This is a genomic window from Granulicella mallensis, from assembly GCF_014203225.1.
Taxonomy (GTDB): Bacteria; Acidobacteriota; Terriglobia; order Terriglobales; family Acidobacteriaceae; genus Granulicella; species Granulicella mallensis_A.
Window position 1 is genome coordinate 76,163 of the sequence record NZ_JACHIO010000025.1, and the last position, 17,591, is coordinate 93,753.

Genomic DNA, 17,591 nt, shown 5'->3' on the forward strand with positions numbered 1-17,591 from the left:
TTTCATTGATCATTGTTTGACAGGCTCCATATGAGTGCCACGCTTGATCAATTCCAAGAGATGGCCGTCGGGATCCTTAACCCACACGGCTTCCCGATCAGTTCCGTCACGGGCAGGTAATTTGATCCAGTGTGTGAGTGAAAGTCCTTCAATCGCATTGACAGACGCTGGCCCCGGTGTGACCTCCAACGGGATTTGCCAGCGAGCGACATCGGAGACCCTAAGGTTGGCAGGAATCGGACGACCGGAACTCGGAGTTACGTAATCAAGGAGCTCTATTCCTATACCTGATTCGGTCCGAAGGCTGGTGATGACAACATGCGCGTTGAACACCCCGCTAAGGTGCTCTTGTTCTTCCCCGTAGTTCTCGCTGCTTCCGGCAACGTGAAAATGAAGGTTGTCGCGATAAAAAGCGATACTCCTCTCAGTGTTAGAAACGGCAATCGCAGTATGGTCTATGCCCAAGAATATCTTCTTTGACGGCATCTGCCACTTCGGCTGCCCCTTCCCGGATGGAAAATGGATCAGCTCCAGATAGTGTCCATCCGGATCGCGAAAATAAAATGCAGATATGCCTCCAGCATCCTTGTTCCACTCCGGTAGGGTTTGAGGAACGTTCGAGACAAAGCTGACGTGCGCCACTTTAAGTCGCTCATAAGCCTCATTCATGTTCGAGACCACGATCGCTACATGCTCGAACCAGAGATCATTCGCACGCGAATCGCCAGGAAACGATTTGCCTTTCGGCGAACTGTACTCTGTGATGTCCAGGCATTCGTCGCCAAGTGAAAGCTTCGCAGTCCTGGCCTTTGTTTCGGGAGACATGGCAGGCGCGAGCCGCGCTGAACTCGACGAGTCCTCCATCTTCACAAGCTGAAAGTCGAGCACCTTTGTGTAGAACATGACTGCGCGGTCGAGCGAGACCGTCGAGATCGAGGGACAACCTACGCTGGTCACACGAACCGACGCCCTGGCGCGCCCACCGCTGACGACCACAAGGCAAACAACCAGCCAACGAATTGTCAGAAATAAGTGCTTCATGCCTGCAACGCCTGTGACACTTCCTTGCGCGCATGCATTCGCTCTAACAAATGATCGCCAACACGCAGCGCGTTGGCAACGATCGTCAAGCCAGGATTTACCGCACCACTCGAAGGGAAAAAGCTCCCGTCGACTACATAAAGATTGTCGACGTCGTGAGCCTTGCAATTAATGTCCAGTGCGCTCGTCAGCGGATCATGACCGAAGCGCACCGTACCATTCTGGTGAGCAACCCCGGCAAGGGGAATCTGCTGGCCGATAAAGATGTTCCTGTCGAATAGTCCCTGGTGGCATCCGGACCCATGAAACTCGCACGAGGTGCTCTTCATCATCTTTGACAACTGGTGCTTCAGCCGCTTATGGGCCTCCAGGTTGTTCGGCGTATAGCTTAGAACGATCTCGCCCGCACTGTTGATCGTGACTCGATTCTCGGGGTCAGGCAGGTCTTCCGATGTGAGCCAGAAGTCGAGTGAATGTTTCGCCATCAACTCGAGACTCCAGCCAGGAGCAATCGCCGGAGCTCCCGCCCTGAGTGTGTCTAGATCCAGTTTTCCGACAAATGAGATGTGCCCCATCGGATACTCCCACTCACTCGAAGCCTGGTAGAAATCGTTGACCGAAAGCGTCTTCTGGAAAATCGTGGGATTGGGGCAGAGCGAGAGAGCCATGACCACCGAATTGGTGTGCCCCATGTAGTGCCGACCAACGACGCCCGAGCGGTTGGCCAGACCGTTCGGATGATCGTTATTCGCCGATCGCAGCAATAGAGCGGCTGAGTTGATCGCTCCGCAAGAGACGACGACAACATCTGCCGACATCTCCACTTGTTCCCCATCGTGCTCAAGCAGGACACCAGTAATCTCCTTACCCGATGCGCCTGTCTTGAGAGAAGTGACCTTTGCTTTGGTCAAGAGCGTGACATTGTCGTACATCCGAAGTGTCGGCTCAATGCACATCATCTCGGCATCGGATTTTGCGTGGATCAGGCAAGGAAATCCGTCACATGTGTTGCATCGAATGCAGCGGCTCGTGCGCCGGTGCTGCTCATCGAGGCGCACGCCTAAGGGCGTATGGAACGGATGGAGGCCCATGGACGAGAAATCAGCACTCAATCTCTCGAGCCGTTCTTCATGTGAAATAGCGGGAAAGGGATAGGGGCCTGTGGTCGGCGGGTCTGTAGGATCGACACCGCGCTCACCGCGAACCTCGAACAGATCCTCGGCCTCATCATAATAGGATTGGAGATCCGTGTACGAAATGGGCCATGAGGGCGACACGCCGCCCTCATGGCGAATCTCTCCAAAATCGACTTCGCGCAGCCGAAAGAGAGCCGCACCAAAGAACTTCGTGTTTCCACCCACGTTGTAGTTGGTATGCGGCTCGAGGACCTCTCCATCCTTTGTGCGCCATTTCTCCTTGGCGAGATAGTGTCCCTTGAGGTTGACCTCCAGAGAACTCCAGTTTTCCTTCTCACGCGGAACGTAGTCGCCGCGCTCAAGAATAAGGATCTTCATCCCTGACGGAGCCAGGCGTTTGGCCAGCGTAGCTCCTCCTGCACCTGTACCGATAATGATGACGTCGTAACGCGTTTGCTGTGCCATGATTCTCCCTTGGGATGCGTGGTTAGAGAGCCGTCTCCGGTATCACAAACGAGACGCAGATGGCTCTGGTTGTGCAAGCCGTCGAAAACGGCAGCGGAAAGGACAAGGACTATGAAGGTCGTGATAGATCTTGGCGCAGAGGACGGCCTGTGATCCGGAGAAGAGGACATAAAGCGAGGCCGCGAGAAGCATGCCCAACAGCGGAGCCGTAAGGTAAAGCCACATCGCGGTCCACACGCCGGCGAAGAGCGCCGAAGATATTGTGCGAGCGGGATTGAGACTAAAACCGGAAACCGGGGAGAACGCAATCACATAAGTCGCTACCAAAAGTCCAACCAGCAACCAGGTGATGCGTGAAAGACGCGGACGATTGGAACTCTGAAGCACCACCGTCATCGTAAGCAGCCCCATAAAGAACTCCGCCAGAAAGGCGAGAGGAACGCCGTACTGTCCCGGGACTGTGACCACATAGCGTACTGACGGGGAGGCAAGCTTGGGGCCGATGAGAATCCTCGCAACAACTACCCCAAATGCCCCTCCTAAAAACTGAGAGGTTATATACAGAAGCGCGTCCAATCGGTGCATCTTCCCTAGGCAGAAGAATGTCAAGGACACCACGGGATTGAAATGCGCTCCGGATCGACGCCCCATCGGAGAGAGAATGATCGCGATCGCAGTACCGCCCATCGCGATGCCCATGAGAACGAGACGAAGCACAGCGGATGGCGCCCACACAACGACTGGGGATTCGGAATAGAACAGCAGAGTACCGAAAGCGCAAGCCGAAAGCATAAAAGCCGCCAGTTCCAAGCCTTCAAATAAATACTCGGGCCAATGCAACGCGATGGCGTCTGCCAGAGTGGCCGACGGGGAAAGTGCTCGCACGGGATATGTTGCCGGTTGGTTCTCCACGATGGCCCTACCCTCTTCTTTAGAAGGAACTGGGGTCCATGCCTGCTGAACCCCAAAAAGCAAATACTGCCTTGGGCTATCCGCCTGTCGCAAACCCCGGATACAACGTCATGCCGCCGTCGACGAAGAGCGTGGTCCCGGTCACATAGTCCGACTCATCGGAGGCCAGCCATACGGCTGCCTTTGCAATATCCTCTGGAACTCCGACTCGGTCGTAGGGAATCAGAGTGCGTAATGCCGCTTCGGCAGCCGGCGTCTCCCAGGCCACTCGGTTGATGGGTGTCTTGATTGCTCCTGGTCCGATCGCGTTGACCCGAATCTTGTGCGGGGCCAACTCTTGGGCAATGCTCTCCATGAAGAGCTTGATACCACCCTTCGATGTGGCATAGTTGCAGTGCCCAGCCCAGGGAATCACCTGATGTACGGAGCTCATGCAAATGATCTTCCCCGTCGCAACAGATCGCGAAGGGTCAGGACCACGTCTCAGAAACTCACGCGTCGCCTCTCTCGCACAAAGGAATTGCCCAGTAAGGTTGACGTTCAATACGAACTGCCAATCTGCGAGACTCATTTTGGTGAAAGGTGAATCGCGTTGCAAACCGGCATTGGCAACCAAAATGTCGACGGTTCCGAATTGCGCGACGATATCGCGGAACATCGCGACTACCTCGTCCTCTTTGCTGACGTCTGCGCCAAGAGCAATCGCGGCGCCACCGTTGCTCTTGATTTTGCCGACTATCTCTTCCGCTGGCGCGGGGACATTCGGATGATTGACAACGACAGTCGCACCTGCATCTGCGAGTGCAACGGCAACGGCTGCGCCGATACCAGAACCCGCCCCGGTTACGACCGCGACCTGTCCTTTTAGCAATGTATTCATTTCGACCCCTTAGGCATTCGCCAAGTTCAATCTGTGAACAGCAACCTGCGTCGTGCTGTCACGATTGTTATTGGTGGGGGCTTCGATCACACCCTGTCTTCCTCCTGCTCAACGGCTGGAGTTTTCTACAGGGCGGTACAGGATGTGCCGCATTCGTATACATTACCTGCGCACGAATAAACCGTACGAAAGCGTAAGGCCAGCCTCAACACTTCCAGTGTTCTGAAGAGTTTCGGCCATTTTTCGGTGGAAATGAAGCCTAGGACGGGGAGGGCTGAAGGTCAGTCGGTTTCTTGAAAATATCCATGTGGAACAGGAATGGGTAAAAGAGAACTATCGTTCCTCGGACCGGTTGACTACGTCTGTCACTCTAGTAACCGAGCGTCTCCATTAATCTCGAAGCGCATCTGTCTCCTACTGCCGCACCGATTGGCTCGCCCGGCTGAGACCGGAGTTGTCTGGGGCTACCTCCGTTTGGTGCTGTATGACGGCGGCACGGCGTATCCGGCTCCGCCAGTCAATCAAACGCCAGACGATCCATCTTTCTCATAAATTAGGGCCCTTGCTGTTGCAAGCGCCCTCTCGCCTCATTAGCGAATGGATGCAATATTGCTACTGCCGAACTTCCACCTAGTCATTTGTACCGGTAGAGTTTCACGCTCTGTATGGTCGGCCCATCCGCTGCAAATCTTAGACCGCTTCCGGATTGGTTCGTTGCCGCGGCTTGAGCGAGCTTGTAGTTCAGAAGCACATCATCCCCGTTCAACCATCGGCCTGGCACCCATACTCCCTCCGCAAAGTGGCCAGCCTGCACCTGTGCCAATCCCGCCACGGGTGGGCCTGGCGTGTTCGGCGAGAAGGTGATCTCTGTATTGCTGGCAGCGATCACGTATTCGTCTGGTCCGGTCGCGATCATCATCGCGTAAGCCGGCGCCGCTTCCGCGGTAGTGGAGGCGACTGCCGTGGACCGTCGAGTTTGGACGGTGCTTACCGTGATGGTGTAATTGCCCACGGCGATGGACTGGCTCAGTTGTCCTACGTTGAGTACCACCGCACCGATCGATCCGGTTCCCTGATGCTTGAGAATCAGCGGCGCGAGCTGCCCCAGCACATCGTAGCCTTTGGTCAGCGGTAGATTCTGCACGTCGACCAAAGAAGTCGGCATCTGGTTACTCGCTGCCGGGCTGGGGGAAGGCGCCAGCAAACGCGCCACGTTATCAATCCCAAAGGGCGAATATCCGATGGCGTCATGCTGTCCGATGGCATAAAACGCATTCGCTACTCCGGCGGCGTCGCCGCGCGACTCGGGCACAAACAATGGGTTGCCATTCTGATGAAAGCGAGCGACCCACTCCGCGAAGTTGGGAAGGTAGATGTCCGGGGCGTTGATGTCGATGTCAGGTCCTCCGGCGCGCCAGACGTCGAGCACATGCGGCTCCGGGCATCCACTGGGATAGTCGCCCGGCCCGCGGTCTTCGGGCTGCACGATCCATGTATTCGTAAACACCGGCACCGGATACTCGGTCTTTCCTACCTTCGTCACCTGATTCATGTAATGCGCATAGTTCCACGCCATGAATACCTCATCTGACATTTCACTTCCGAAGACCTCTGTCCAGGTTCCTCCGGTCTTTTCGCCGTTTGCGTCCCAGACCTTCTTCAACTCCGGCCGAAGAGATGACTTATGGCTCTGCAGATAGTCTGTCAGTTGCTTCGGCACCGGCCCGGCGAACGCTTCATTTGCAGCAGTGCTGCGGTCACGCGAATCTCCCAGGACTCCCACCTCATTTTCGATCTGGATCATGATGACGGTGTGCTTGTCCGAATCGACCTCTCGCAGGTGGTGCATGAAGGCTTTGTACGCGGTGGAATCGGCCTTCACATTCTCCGGGCTCAAGGTGGACAGGACTTCGATCGACCTGCCGGAGCCCAGTTGCGCCCGCGGAAACCGGTCCTGGTCCGCTTTCACCCACGCCGGGGCGAAGCTTGATATACCGTTCTTCCAACTGCCGAACCAGACGAAGATAATCTTCAGATTCTGCTGCCGCGCCCCCGTCAGCAGACCGTCGATCAGAGCGTAGTCGAACTTTCCCTCTTCGGGCTCGAACTGAGCCCAGGACATGCCCGTCAGCACTGTGTTCAGATGCATCTGCGCCAGCCGCGGCCAAACCGGCTTCATATATTCCTGGCTCGAAGACGCTGTATTCGCCAGCTCGCCTCCCAGTACCAGAAAAGGCTGTCCGTCGACGATCAGTTGGGCAGCGGTGCCATGCTTCTCCAGATGAGCGGTCGATTGCGCCCCGGACATTGCCGTCGCGAAAAGACACATCAGAAACAACACAGTGTTGCGATTCAGGTTCATCATGCTTACCCTTGTCCGCTAAGATGCACGCAGCCCGCAGAAGAAGTGCGGCGTCTGTGTGCTAAAGTGATCAGCGGTAATTCTATAGCGAATATATTTCCTATGAGGACACGGCATGAATCATCGCATGACCGGCCGCCACAGACAAGAGGCCTTGCCGGTTGGCCGGGCGTGCACGCCCGGCTTCATCTCCGTTCTCATCTGCGCGGCGAGCGCCGCAGCGCATCTGATGACGTTCGCTCAGCCCACTTTCGCGCAAGCACCTCTCGCGCAGGAACCTCCCGCGCGGCGGACGGAGTTAGTCGGGACAGCGCCTCCTCCGGCACAGATATTCAAGATTTTCCAGTTCCCTGCGGACAAGATTCCACGCATCGACGGTGATCCGGGCGATTGGGCGATAGTTCCGGAGAGTTACTCCATCGGGCTCGACCAGATGCACGACGACGAGCACAAGCACGCGAAGCCCGACCCAAAAGATCTGGATGTTCATGTCAAGGTGGGCTGGGTGAAGGGTCTCAACCGCCTCTACTTCCTCTATGAGGCATATGACAACTACTGGGATTTCAGCGATCCCGGCCTGCACAACGATACGTTCGAGATTGTCGTCGACGGGGATCGCTCCGGCGGCCCACTGATCCCACAGTTCCGAAATAACGCCGACCAGGACACCTGGGACGCGCATTTCTCTATGCACGGCGTTCAAGCCCAGAATTACCACATCATGACTCCGGCCGAGGGTAAGGATTGGGCGCTGGCATGGGGATGCCAGCCTTGGGATAAGGAGCTGCCTTACGCGAATCACGCACAGAGTTACAGCTTTCGCCCCGGCCAGGCGGGAAAGTATGTTCTTGAGTTTTACATCACACCATTCGACTATGCCGGTTGCGAAGGCCCGCAGCGCGCGGTGGAGTCCCAGCTTCTTGAGAACAAGATCATCGGTCTGTCCTGGGCTGTGATCGACTACGACGGCAATCAGAAAAATAACGGCTTCTGGAACCTCTCTCCCGAGCACACGATGTATGGAAATGCCTCGTTCCTGAACGAGTTTAGGCTGATGCCACTTGAGCCGCAGTTTCAGAAGTCCATTGATGCGCGTTGGAGCTTTAAAATTCTCGACATGGATCGCCGTCTCGTTGCCTTTCAGGACGAGTCCATTGGCAAGATCACTAGTTGGAAATGGGAGTTTGGTGATGGCAGTAGTTCCTCCGATCAGCATCCGCTTCACAGCTACGCGAAGGCTGGTCAGTATGTCGTTGTGCTCTCGGTAGAAGGGCACGCGGGCAGGTCGCGTATGTCGAAGATCTGGGATGTGACGCTGCGCTAATCGAATGCAACATCGCATGTAGAAAGGCTGACGATACTATGATGATTTTGCGGGTGACAATCCTTCCTAAATACCCGGCTCTCCCTAAATACCTGGCACTGCTCTGTCCTTTGCTGGCTGGAACGTGCCTGTCTCAATCGGCCACCGCGACGTTGAAGTTCGATTTTAGCGGCGGCCCCGGCAAGCCGGGTTACATCCAAGTCAGTCCCGCGTCGGTCTACAAGGATGAGGTCGGATACGGCTATGAGCCCGGTGCCCAGGTTGCCTCAGGAGATAACGGCAAGACCACGACCAGCGAACGGCCGTTCACGTTCTCGGCCAAGGTGCCTGAGGGCGACTATAGCGTGACGGTTACGTTTGGAGACTCCTCCGCGACGACGACCACGACCGTCAAAGCGGAGTCCGGCCGGCTGATGCTGGAACGCGTGAAAGTGGGAGCCGGTGAGATCGTCGAGCGCAGCTTCACCACGAATGTTCGCACGCCGAAGCTGGCTAAGCTGCCCACCAACGCGACGGGACGCGAGGAGGTAACCCTGGACCAGTTCGATCGCGGCAATACCCGCGACTGGGACGATAAACTGAACATCGAGATTGTGAGCCCGCACGCTGCGCTGCGCACCATCGAGATAACCACGACGCAGTCGGCTCCGACCGTCTTCCTCGCGGGCGACTCTACCGTGACGGACAGGGATGGTGGGGGCGACGTCAGTTGGGGACAGCTGCTTCCGCGCTTTCTCAAGCCCGGCGTGGCCGTGTCGAATCAGGCTCAATCCGGCGAGACCTTGAAGTCTTTTGCCAATGCGCTGCGCCTGGACAAGATTCTGAGCCAGATGAAAAAGGGCGACTATCTGTTCCTTCAATTCGGGCACAACGATTCGAAAGAGACGTGGCCTCAGACCTATGTGGAAGCGGAGACAACCTACAAGGCTTACCTGAAGACTTACATCGCGGAGGCGAAGCTTCGCGGCGCAATCCCAGTGCTGGTAACTCCCATGGATCGCGCGAATCGAACCACCGGTGCGCCTTCGCACGGCCATGGCGGATATCCGGAGGCGATGCGAGAGGTCGCAAGGGAGGAGCAGGTTCCGCTGATTGATCTCTATAAGATGAGCATCCTTCTCTATGACTCTGCCGGCAGCGATGCGCCGAAGGTTCTGGCTGACGGTACGCACTCAACCGCATACGGCGGTTATGAGTTCGCAAAATGTATCGTCATGGGAATCAGGCAAAACAAGCTGGAGTTGGCCAACTATGTAGTCGCAGATTTCAAGGACTTCGACCCTGCCCACCCTGACAAGGCGGAAGAGCTTGCTTTGCAGCAGCTCTTCGATGCCAATGAGAGAAGAAACACCGGTGGCGGAAGGGACGGAACCGACCCGGGTAAGGGTGGCTCAGGGTCGCCCGCCGAGGCCAGCTGATTATGCCAAAGATTTCTGTGTTTGCAGTAGCAGCAAAGAGCCCACACCATTTGGTTGAGCTGTAAAGACAAGGCAAGCGAATGATGCTTCGATGGGAGTTCCTTTTGAACAACAATGCTAAGAGATTCAGGTATTCAATGCAGCCACTCCCCTAGTGGATAGGCGCGTGGCTTCAATCCGGATGAGGTGTCGAATGAGAATTGCCCAAGTATGTGCCGTCGTGTCTACTCTTTTGTTTACTGTTGTCGCATTCGCCGATGTGAAACCCAATCAGCTGTTCAGCGATCATGCCGTGTTGCAGGGCGGCATGTCCGTACCGGTGTGGGGCACAGCCGATCCGGGCGAAAAGGTTGTCGTGTCGTTTGCCAAGCAAAGAAAAGTCACGACTGCGGATGCCGATGGAAAGTGGAGGGTAAAGCTTGGCAAATTGACGGTGGGTGGTCCTTTCGTCATGACCATTACCGGAAAGAATACCGTCACCATCAACGATGTGCTCGTGGGCGAAGACTGGATCGGTTCAGGCCAATCGAATATGGCCTTTACAGTCTCGGCGAAGGTCGCCGCGTTCGCAGGAATGCAGGATGAAGATAAGGAGATAGCCGCGGCAAACTATCCGCAGCTACGCATCTTTATGGCAACGACGAAGAAGACCTACGAGCCGCAGTCAGAGATCAGTGGGGAATGGAAAATAGCCACACCAGAAAATGCTCCCGCATTTTCGGCCGTGGCATACCTCTTCGGCCGCGATCTGAATCAGGCTCTTAGAGAACCGGTCGGCATGGTAGTTGTAGCGTTTGGCGCAAGCACGGCGGAGTCTTGGGTTTCACGGCCGGTCGCAGCGGGTGATCCGCAAATAAAAACCATGCTCGACCACTTCGATGACCTCTACAGCTTTTACAAGACCCATCCCAATGCCACCACAGATCAAGCTCCATCTGCACCGCAGACGATCAACGCGCGTCCGGGTAAACCGGGTCCATTGCGTGACCCTGTGCAGGATCAGCACCAGCCTACGGTGCTCTATAACGGCATGGTGCATCCGATCATTCCTTTCGCGATGCGCGGCGTGATCTGGTACCAGGGTGAGTCGATCGTTGGCGGGAAAGCGGGAGTGGCAATCTATCCGCACGTTATGGAAGCACTGGTAAAGGATTGGCGCCAAGAGTGGGGCGAAGGCAACTTCCCTTTCTATTGTGTGCAACTGCCTCCGCTCAAGAACTCGAGCAATAACCCGATGGTTCGCGAGGGGCAGGCGCACCTGTTGTCATTACCAGATACTGGTATGGCAGTGACACTTGATGTGGGCGACCCGACTAACGTTCATCCCAAGAACAAAGAGCCGGTGGGAGACAGGCTGAGCCGCATCGCCTTGGCGAATGTCTACGGCAAAAAGATCGAGTTTTCCGGCCCGGTTCTTGCGGGCATGCAGATAGAAGGAGCAAATATCGTCCTGCACTTCAGCCACGCTGCGGGGCTTATTGGCAAGGGCGGACCGCTGCAATGGTTCCAGGTTGCAGGAGCTGACGGGAGATATGTCAGCGCTATGGCGATCATCCGAGGAGAGGCTGTCGTGGTCCACAGCGATGAGGTAGTGTCTCCCGTATCCGTACGTTACGCCTGGGACAACTACCCGGATGGGGCGAATCTTATTAACGGTGCGGGATTACCAGCTGCGCCGTTCCGGACGGATTCGCAAGACGCATTATCCGCAATCGCGAAGGACTTCACCGGAAAGTGACGGATAGGCGCGAAAGCCGAAAGACCGGCGAGTTACAAAACCAATTACATTCGGCACCCTCACTTGCATTGGAAAGTCGTCCACCAGCAGGACTACCGCTGGAAAGCAACTGACATTGATCGCAAGCACGAGCAAGACGAAGTTACAGAGAGAGAAGGGAGACGCAATGGTCGGAGCGGCAAGACCGTTAGCACATTGGACACGTAGTTCCCTGCTTACTAACGGCAGCCTCATAGCCGCGTCTGGCTTCCTGCGTGGATCTTCGTTTGGTCAGGCGGCGCAGCTCTCTGGCATTCTCAAACGAAAGCGGCACCCGTTTATCTTGCTCGCCATTTTGGGTCTGTGGGCTTTGATTGTGTGTGCGATCCGAGAAAATGCCTACGCTCAGCAGTATCCTTCAGGTGGCCCAGATCTACCTGCAGTGCAGTCGTCCATAGGCAAATGGGGTGATCGACATGATGGGACATTCTTGAATCCCATTCTTCCCGGTGACTTCAGCGATCTGGATGCGATTCGAGTTGGCGACGACTTCTACGCCATTTCCTCCACCATGCAATACTCTCCCGGAATGGCAATCCTGCATTCGAGCGATCTAGTCAATTGGCAGATTGTCGGCCATGTTGTTTCCAACCTGACCGCCTTGGATCCGGAGCTTGGATGGGATCGCATGAACCGCGATGGCAGAGGCATCTGGGCGGGCTCCATTCGTTACCATGATGGGCGTTTCTGGGTGTATTTTGGAACGCCAGACGGCGGAATCTATATGGCCACAGCGAGCCGCCCCGAAGGAGCATGGTCGTCACCCAAACAGGTCATCGCCGCAGCGGGCTGGGATGACCCGTGTCCTTTCTGGGATGACGATGGCAAAGGCTATTTGGTAGCGACTCGCTTCGACGCTGATGAGGATGGGCAGAAATATCGTATCCATCTATTTTCGATGAAGACTGGCAACGACGGTATCGTCGAAGGCTCTGACCGCATCATCCATCAGTCACGCGGCAGCGAGGCCAACAAGCTGTACAAGATCGGGGGTGTTTACCTTCATTACTTCAGTGAAGTGAGGCCTGAAGGTCGAGTGGCGATGATGGAGCGCTCCAGCAATCTGCAGGGACCATGGGAGGTTCGGCAACTCAACCACGTCCATGGAGTGGTGGACAAAGATCCGAATCAGGGTGGTCTTATTCAGCTGAAGGACGGGAGTTGGTGGTTTCTCACCCATCAAGGGCGGGGAGACTGGGAGGGTCGCGCGGGAGTTCTGCTTCCCGTAACCTGGCTCGACGGCTGGCCCATCATCGGACGGCCCGGCCGCGATGGGATTGGAGAGATGGTATGGGGTGGCTCCAAGCCTGTCCTCAACAACTCAAAATCTGAATTGTTTGCGAGTGACTCATTGCGCGAGCGGTCCCTTCTGCCTGAATGGGAATGGCGTTATCAACCACGGCCTGATGCATGGTCTCTTACCAATCGTGGTCTGCGGCTGCACGCTCTCGTCCCGCTCACTGGAAGGGCTGACTTTGCTGGTGTTCGTAATGTCATCACGCAGCGTGCGGTCCGGGCCGCGAAGGCAGAAGTGACAGTAAAGGTAGATTTGAACGGCCTTGTGGACGGGCAAGAAGCTGGCTTGGCACATTTTGCGAAAGCAAACTGTAGGCTCGCTGTTGTTCAGAATGGAGGGGTAAGAACGCTAATGCGTGTTGACCAGCCAGGATCGACCGTCGTCCCCGCAGTAGCTGCCAAGAGCATATGGTTGCATTCGACATGGGGTGTAGAAGGACTGGCGCGCTTCAGCTACAGCTTCGATGGCTTGGTGTTCACTGAGATCGGACATTCCTGTCGGCTCACCTGGGGTTCCTACCGCGGAGATCGAATAGGGCTCTATACATTTAACAGCGCTGGTGATCGAGGCTACTCAGATTTTAGCGATTTTCGCTATGAGATCGAATGAGTAGCAAGGGCTGCTCCTGATTCAGGCAGACAGCCCACTTTTCGTGCCATCTAATTTCTTATTGCCTGTCCAGACAAGCTCTCAGCGAAACGTCCTTTACTGGAGCGAAAAATGCCGAATCTCAGTTCCCCACAACTCTCCGCATTATCTTTTGCAATACTGTTTGCCTGCTCCTCGACTGCCGCGCTTCCGAAGTTACAGTCGAAAGCTGGAGACGTGGAACCGGCCTCCGCGATGGCCGGACGTCTGGGACATTTCGGAGACCAAAGAAATGGAACGTATCTCAATCCCATCCTGCCGGCCGACTTTCAAAATACAGACGTGCTGCGTGTGGGCAGTCACTACTACTACATCTCTGCAACGAAGGCGATGTCTCCGGGAATGGCAGTCCTGACATCCGACGATCTAATGGACTGGAAAATCATTGGCCATGTCATCCCCGACATTACTCAATTTAGCCCGCGATTTAACTACGATCACATGGACGGCGCCCAACGCGGAGTCTGGGCCGGGACGCTCGCATATCACGCTGGCCTCTTCTACGTGTATTTCACTACGCCCGACGAAGGAATCTTCGTCAGTACAGCGGCAAATCCGGCTGGTCCATGGTCTCCCCTCACCTGCCTGATGAAAGCCGCCGGCTGGGACGATCCCGCGCCTCTCTGGGATGACGATGGCAAAGCTTACCTGATCACCACCAATTTCGCGGTCGATCCGAAAAACGGAAAACCCTATAACATTCATCTCTTCCGGATGAGTTCGGATGGTCTCAGCATCGAGCTTGAGACCGACAAGATCATCTATCAATCACGGTGCAGCGAGGCCAATAAGCTTTACAAGTTCAATGGCCTCTACTACCACTTCTTCAGCGAGGTAACCAAGGAAGGCCGAGTGCCGATGATCGGTCGAGCGAAGACCATTGCAGGCCCTTATGAGATACACCAGCTCAATCATGTGAACGCGAGGACCGACCGCGAACCCAATCAAGGTTCGATTTTGCAGACTCACACAGGCAAATGGGTCTTCATCACACACCATGGATTGAATGAATGGGAGGGACGCCCCGCAAGCATACTACCCGTGACGTGGATTGACGGTTGGCCGGTTGCAGGCGAGATCGGGCAGGATGGTATTGGAAATATGGTCTGGTCGGGCAAAGAACCAATCCCCGTTATGCCCAGAAGTAGCATCCATCCTGCTCTATTTCAGACTACCGATGACTTCAATGCTGCGTTGCTCTCTCCTAAATGGGAATGGTTCTTTCAGCCAAAGCCCGACGCATGGTCGCTGACAGAACGTCCGGGCTACCTACGTCTGCATGCCTTACGTCCACTTGATCAGGAGAATCATCTGCTCAAGTCCCCGGACATCCTCACTCAGCGTCCCTTCCGGGTAAATAATAATGTAGCCGTAGTCAAAATCGATATCGGTCACATGGTGGATGGTCAGAAGTCGGGACTTTGTTTTCTCGGCCGAACTTATGCCTCGATGGATGTCATTCGAAAAGACGGAAAGTCGTCCTTCTCTTTCGATAATAATGGTCAAGCTATCCATGGCCCGGGTCTGCCGGCTGACAAAAAACAGTCTGGCTCGAAGCAGAATGGGGTACAGCAGGTGAGGCACAATTTTCATTCAGCACTGACGGCAAACGCTTTATATCTCTTGGAGAGGCTTTCCATATTACGAGCTTCGGTGGCTTCCTTGGAGCGAGAGTGGGATTTTATACAAAGAATGATTTGAAAGACGAAGGGTATGTCGACGTGGATAGCTTCCGCTATGACTACAGCCGTTAATCTTTAAGCAGAGGCAAGGAGATCTTCGCCTCGAAAGCCTTTTCGCAATTTTTCTACGAACTTCCGATTCACAATCGTGCCGACGGAAGTGCCCGTTGAATTGATAACGAACGAGGAAGCGTCTACAGTGGTACTCTCGGAAGCCGTACCCACTGGCAGAACAAAATTCAACGCAACGGCGCTTTGAACGTTCAGTACTAGATTCGTCTTGATCATGGTCTTGAATATAAGCGTGACACCTGTACGTGATAACGGCCCGGGCTCGGGTTTTGGAGCGCTGATCGGCGATTTTATCTCTCACGCCTCGGCCTGGGTGGCGTTGTAGATCACGGTCTCATCATGAGCATTGCTATTGCAGTTGTTGGCGCGGTAATCCTCACGTTTCTCCTCCGGCTTATTACAGGAAACAGGTCGGTTGAACTTTAGCTGAATGCATGTAGCCAGCGCAGCAACCTGCGCCGCAGGATCACAGGACTACCGCTTTCTGCCCGCGTTGTGCGCAGGAACGAGCTTGCAGCAACGAGGACATGTCCTCGTTCACACTTTGCTACAGAAAACGCTGAAAGCCTCGCTACAATGATTGCCGCTTCGAAGTTGCGATAAGTAGGACGGCTGCGCTCAAAACAGCAATAAAGGCAAAGAGAGAGCCCTCTGGTCCTACAGCACCGCCGGTGATGAGGTCGGAGCCACAGGGCGAATACGTGAAGATACAGTGGGCATGTTTCAAATCGAAAGTCGCGCTCAAATGGCCTCGTTACCGCGTAACTATCCGACACGGTTTTACGATTTAGTCGTTCAGGTAGCCATCATTCGGCCCGGTCCCATCGTGGGCAAGATGATGCATCCGTATATGCGACGGCGACAGAAACGGGAAGAGGTCACATCCCCACACCCGTCCTTAGAGCCGGTTCTGAAACGAACATTGGGTGTTCCGTTCTTCCAGGAACAACTGTTAAGAATCGCGATGACGGTCGCAAACTTCAGCGGGGCCGAAGCGGAGGAATTGCGCCGCTCATGGGAGAGAATGCGAAATCTGGAAGTCAACCTCCGGGCAGGTATGACAGCGAATGGCATCGACTCGAAGACGCAGGACACCATCGTCGAAAATATTAGCTCGTTTGCTTTATACCGCTTTCCCGAGTCGCACGCGGCCAGCTTCGCGATGATCGCCTACGCTTCGGCCTATTTCAAGGTCCGTTATCTTGCGGCTTTCACGTGTGCGATCTTGAATCGCCAACCGATGGGCTTTTACTCACCTACGGTTCTGCGCAACGGCATGGTCTGCGTGTCCTCCCGATTGATGTACAAGTGTCCGCTTGGCCCTGCATGATCGAACATGAGCAGGACGGTTCGCTATCCTTGCGGATGGGACTTGGCTACGCAAAGGGTCTGCGCCAGCAGTCTGCGGAAGCATTGGTTTCGTCACGAGCAGAGGCTGGCCTTTTTCAATCCGCGGAAGACCTCGCTCTGCGCGTTCCATTTTTGAATCGCAAGGAACTGACGCTACTCGCTCGAATCGGCGCACTGAACAAGCTCGATGCCATTGAGCATCGGCCCGATGCTCTGTGGCAGGTGGATCGTGCGGGAAAGATGGAAGGACCATTGCTGCGGCAGAATAGCGAATGGCTGCAAGAGGAAGCCCAGGCATTGCCGCTTCAGCAGATGACGACGGAAGAGCGCCTAGTTTCCGACTATGCGGGAACAGGGCTTACTGTAGGGAAACATCCCATGTACTACCACCGGGCGGAGCTGCAGCGCCAACGGGTCTTATCTGCCCTGGAGTTGAAGACCTATAAGGACGGAGAGTTCGTACGAACCGCCGGATGCGTAATCGCGAGACAGCGCCCCGGTACGGCGAAGGGATTTATCTTCCTCTCAATGGAGGATGAGACTGGGATCGCCAATGTGATTGTCACGCCCGATTTATATGAGCGTGATCGTCTGACGGTCACACGGAGCAAATTTCCCTTGGTGGATGGCGTTCTTCAGAACCAAGATGGGGTGGTTCATGTGAAGACGGTCCAGGAGCTTTTATGGCACGCCAACAGCAGGATCACGCTTGAGGTTTACACGCAGGCCGTGAACCCGCAGAAGCGGGCCGCATAGAGCAAGGTTGTCCAGATGATGGTGCCCGGCATGGGCACAAAGAGGGCTCAAGCACGAGCGGGTACAGAAGGGTAATTTGCTTAGTGTGCCTTTATTATGTCCTGATTTGCTTGTCACTTAGATCCCATATATTCCGTAAGTCTTTTGGAATGTGTGGCGGGGACGACGGGGCTCGAACCCGCGACCTCTGCCGTGACAGAAAAGAAGAAACCCGTAACTGTAAGAAACTAGGCGTAGCGGATGGCTCTCTGAGCGCCCTGAGGCACCATTAGGAACGCATATTGCACCCTTATCGAACCCACGTCCTCTGTCCACCAAATCTCTGTCGAGGGCTTTCGGAAGTTGGCAGATGTTGATGATATCCGCATCATGAAACACTCGACCTCGATAGATTTTTCATCGAGGTCGGCGAGGAAATAGAGAGCTTGAGGCTTTTATATCTGTGCCCTGGATTCGGAATTGCGACTTCCA

General features: G+C 55.2%; 9 protein-coding genes and 3 pseudogenes. 7 read left to right on the forward strand and 5 right to left on the reverse strand.

What is annotated here, in order from left to right; all coding sequences use genetic code 11:
• Window positions 1–9 precede the first annotated feature (9 nt).
• From HDF15_RS22375 to HDF15_RS22395, 5 genes are all read right to left on the reverse strand, one after another.
• Window positions 10–1,041 (reverse strand): VOC family protein, encoded by a 1,032-nt coding sequence (locus HDF15_RS22375; RefSeq protein WP_260331268.1) that lies wholly within the window; start codon window positions 1,039–1,041, stop codon window positions 10–12.
• Window positions 1,038–2,642: a GMC oxidoreductase gene (locus HDF15_RS22380; RefSeq protein ID WP_184259655.1), complete on the reverse strand. Its 1,605-nt coding sequence runs from the start codon at window positions 2,640–2,642 to the stop codon at window positions 1,038–1,040. Before HDF15_RS22380 ends, HDF15_RS22375 begins: the two co-directional genes overlap by 4 nt.
• A 42-nt stretch (window positions 2,643–2,684) precedes the next feature.
• Window positions 2,685–3,554: an aquaporin gene (locus tag HDF15_RS22385; protein WP_221314574.1), complete on the reverse strand. Its 870-nt coding sequence runs from the start codon at window positions 3,552–3,554 to the stop codon at window positions 2,685–2,687.
• Between the two features lie 76 nt (window positions 3,555–3,630).
• Complete coding sequence (locus HDF15_RS22390) at window positions 3,631–4,434, reverse strand: glucose 1-dehydrogenase (RefSeq protein ID WP_184259656.1); 804 nt, start codon at window positions 4,432–4,434, stop codon at window positions 3,631–3,633.
• 634 nt (window positions 4,435–5,068) lie between these two features.
• The gene (locus tag HDF15_RS22395) at window positions 5,069–6,799 is read right to left on the reverse strand and encodes a DUF5597 domain-containing protein (RefSeq protein WP_184259657.1); all 1,731 of its coding nucleotides are present in this window, start codon (window positions 6,797–6,799) and stop codon (window positions 5,069–5,071) included.
• Window positions 6,800–6,911: 112 nt separating this feature from the next.
• On the opposite strand from HDF15_RS22395, the gene HDF15_RS22400 reads away from it, so the two are divergent.
• The 7 genes and pseudogenes from HDF15_RS22400 to HDF15_RS22425 all read left to right on the forward strand — a co-directional run.
• On the forward strand, window positions 6,912–8,120 hold the full coding sequence (locus tag HDF15_RS22400; protein WP_260331269.1) for a PKD domain-containing protein: 1,209 nt from the start codon (window positions 6,912–6,914) through the stop codon (window positions 8,118–8,120).
• Window positions 8,121–8,158: 38 nt separating this feature from the next.
• Complete coding sequence (locus HDF15_RS22405) at window positions 8,159–9,538, forward strand: rhamnogalacturonan acetylesterase (protein ID WP_184259658.1); 1,380 nt, start codon at window positions 8,159–8,161, stop codon at window positions 9,536–9,538.
• A gap of 193 nt (window positions 9,539–9,731) precedes the next feature.
• On the forward strand, window positions 9,732–11,276 hold the full coding sequence (locus HDF15_RS22410) for a sialate O-acetylesterase (RefSeq protein WP_184259659.1): 1,545 nt from the start codon (window positions 9,732–9,734) through the stop codon (window positions 11,274–11,276).
• Between the two features lie 166 nt (window positions 11,277–11,442).
• The gene (locus HDF15_RS22415; RefSeq protein ID WP_184259660.1) at window positions 11,443–13,221 is read left to right on the forward strand and encodes a glycoside hydrolase 43 family protein; all 1,779 of its coding nucleotides are present in this window, start codon (window positions 11,443–11,445) and stop codon (window positions 13,219–13,221) included.
• 234 nt (window positions 13,222–13,455) lie between these two features.
• A pseudogene (locus HDF15_RS22420) lies at window positions 13,456–14,724 on the forward strand (family 43 glycosylhydrolase); the annotation flags it as partial.
• 134 nt (window positions 14,725–14,858) lie between these two features.
• Window positions 14,859–15,014: pseudogene (locus HDF15_RS26520) on the forward strand (hypothetical protein); the annotation flags it as partial.
• Window positions 15,015–15,714: 700 nt separating this feature from the next.
• A pseudogene (locus HDF15_RS22425) lies at window positions 15,715–17,120 on the forward strand (error-prone DNA polymerase); the annotation flags it as partial.
• Window positions 17,121–17,591: the final 471 nt, after the last annotated feature.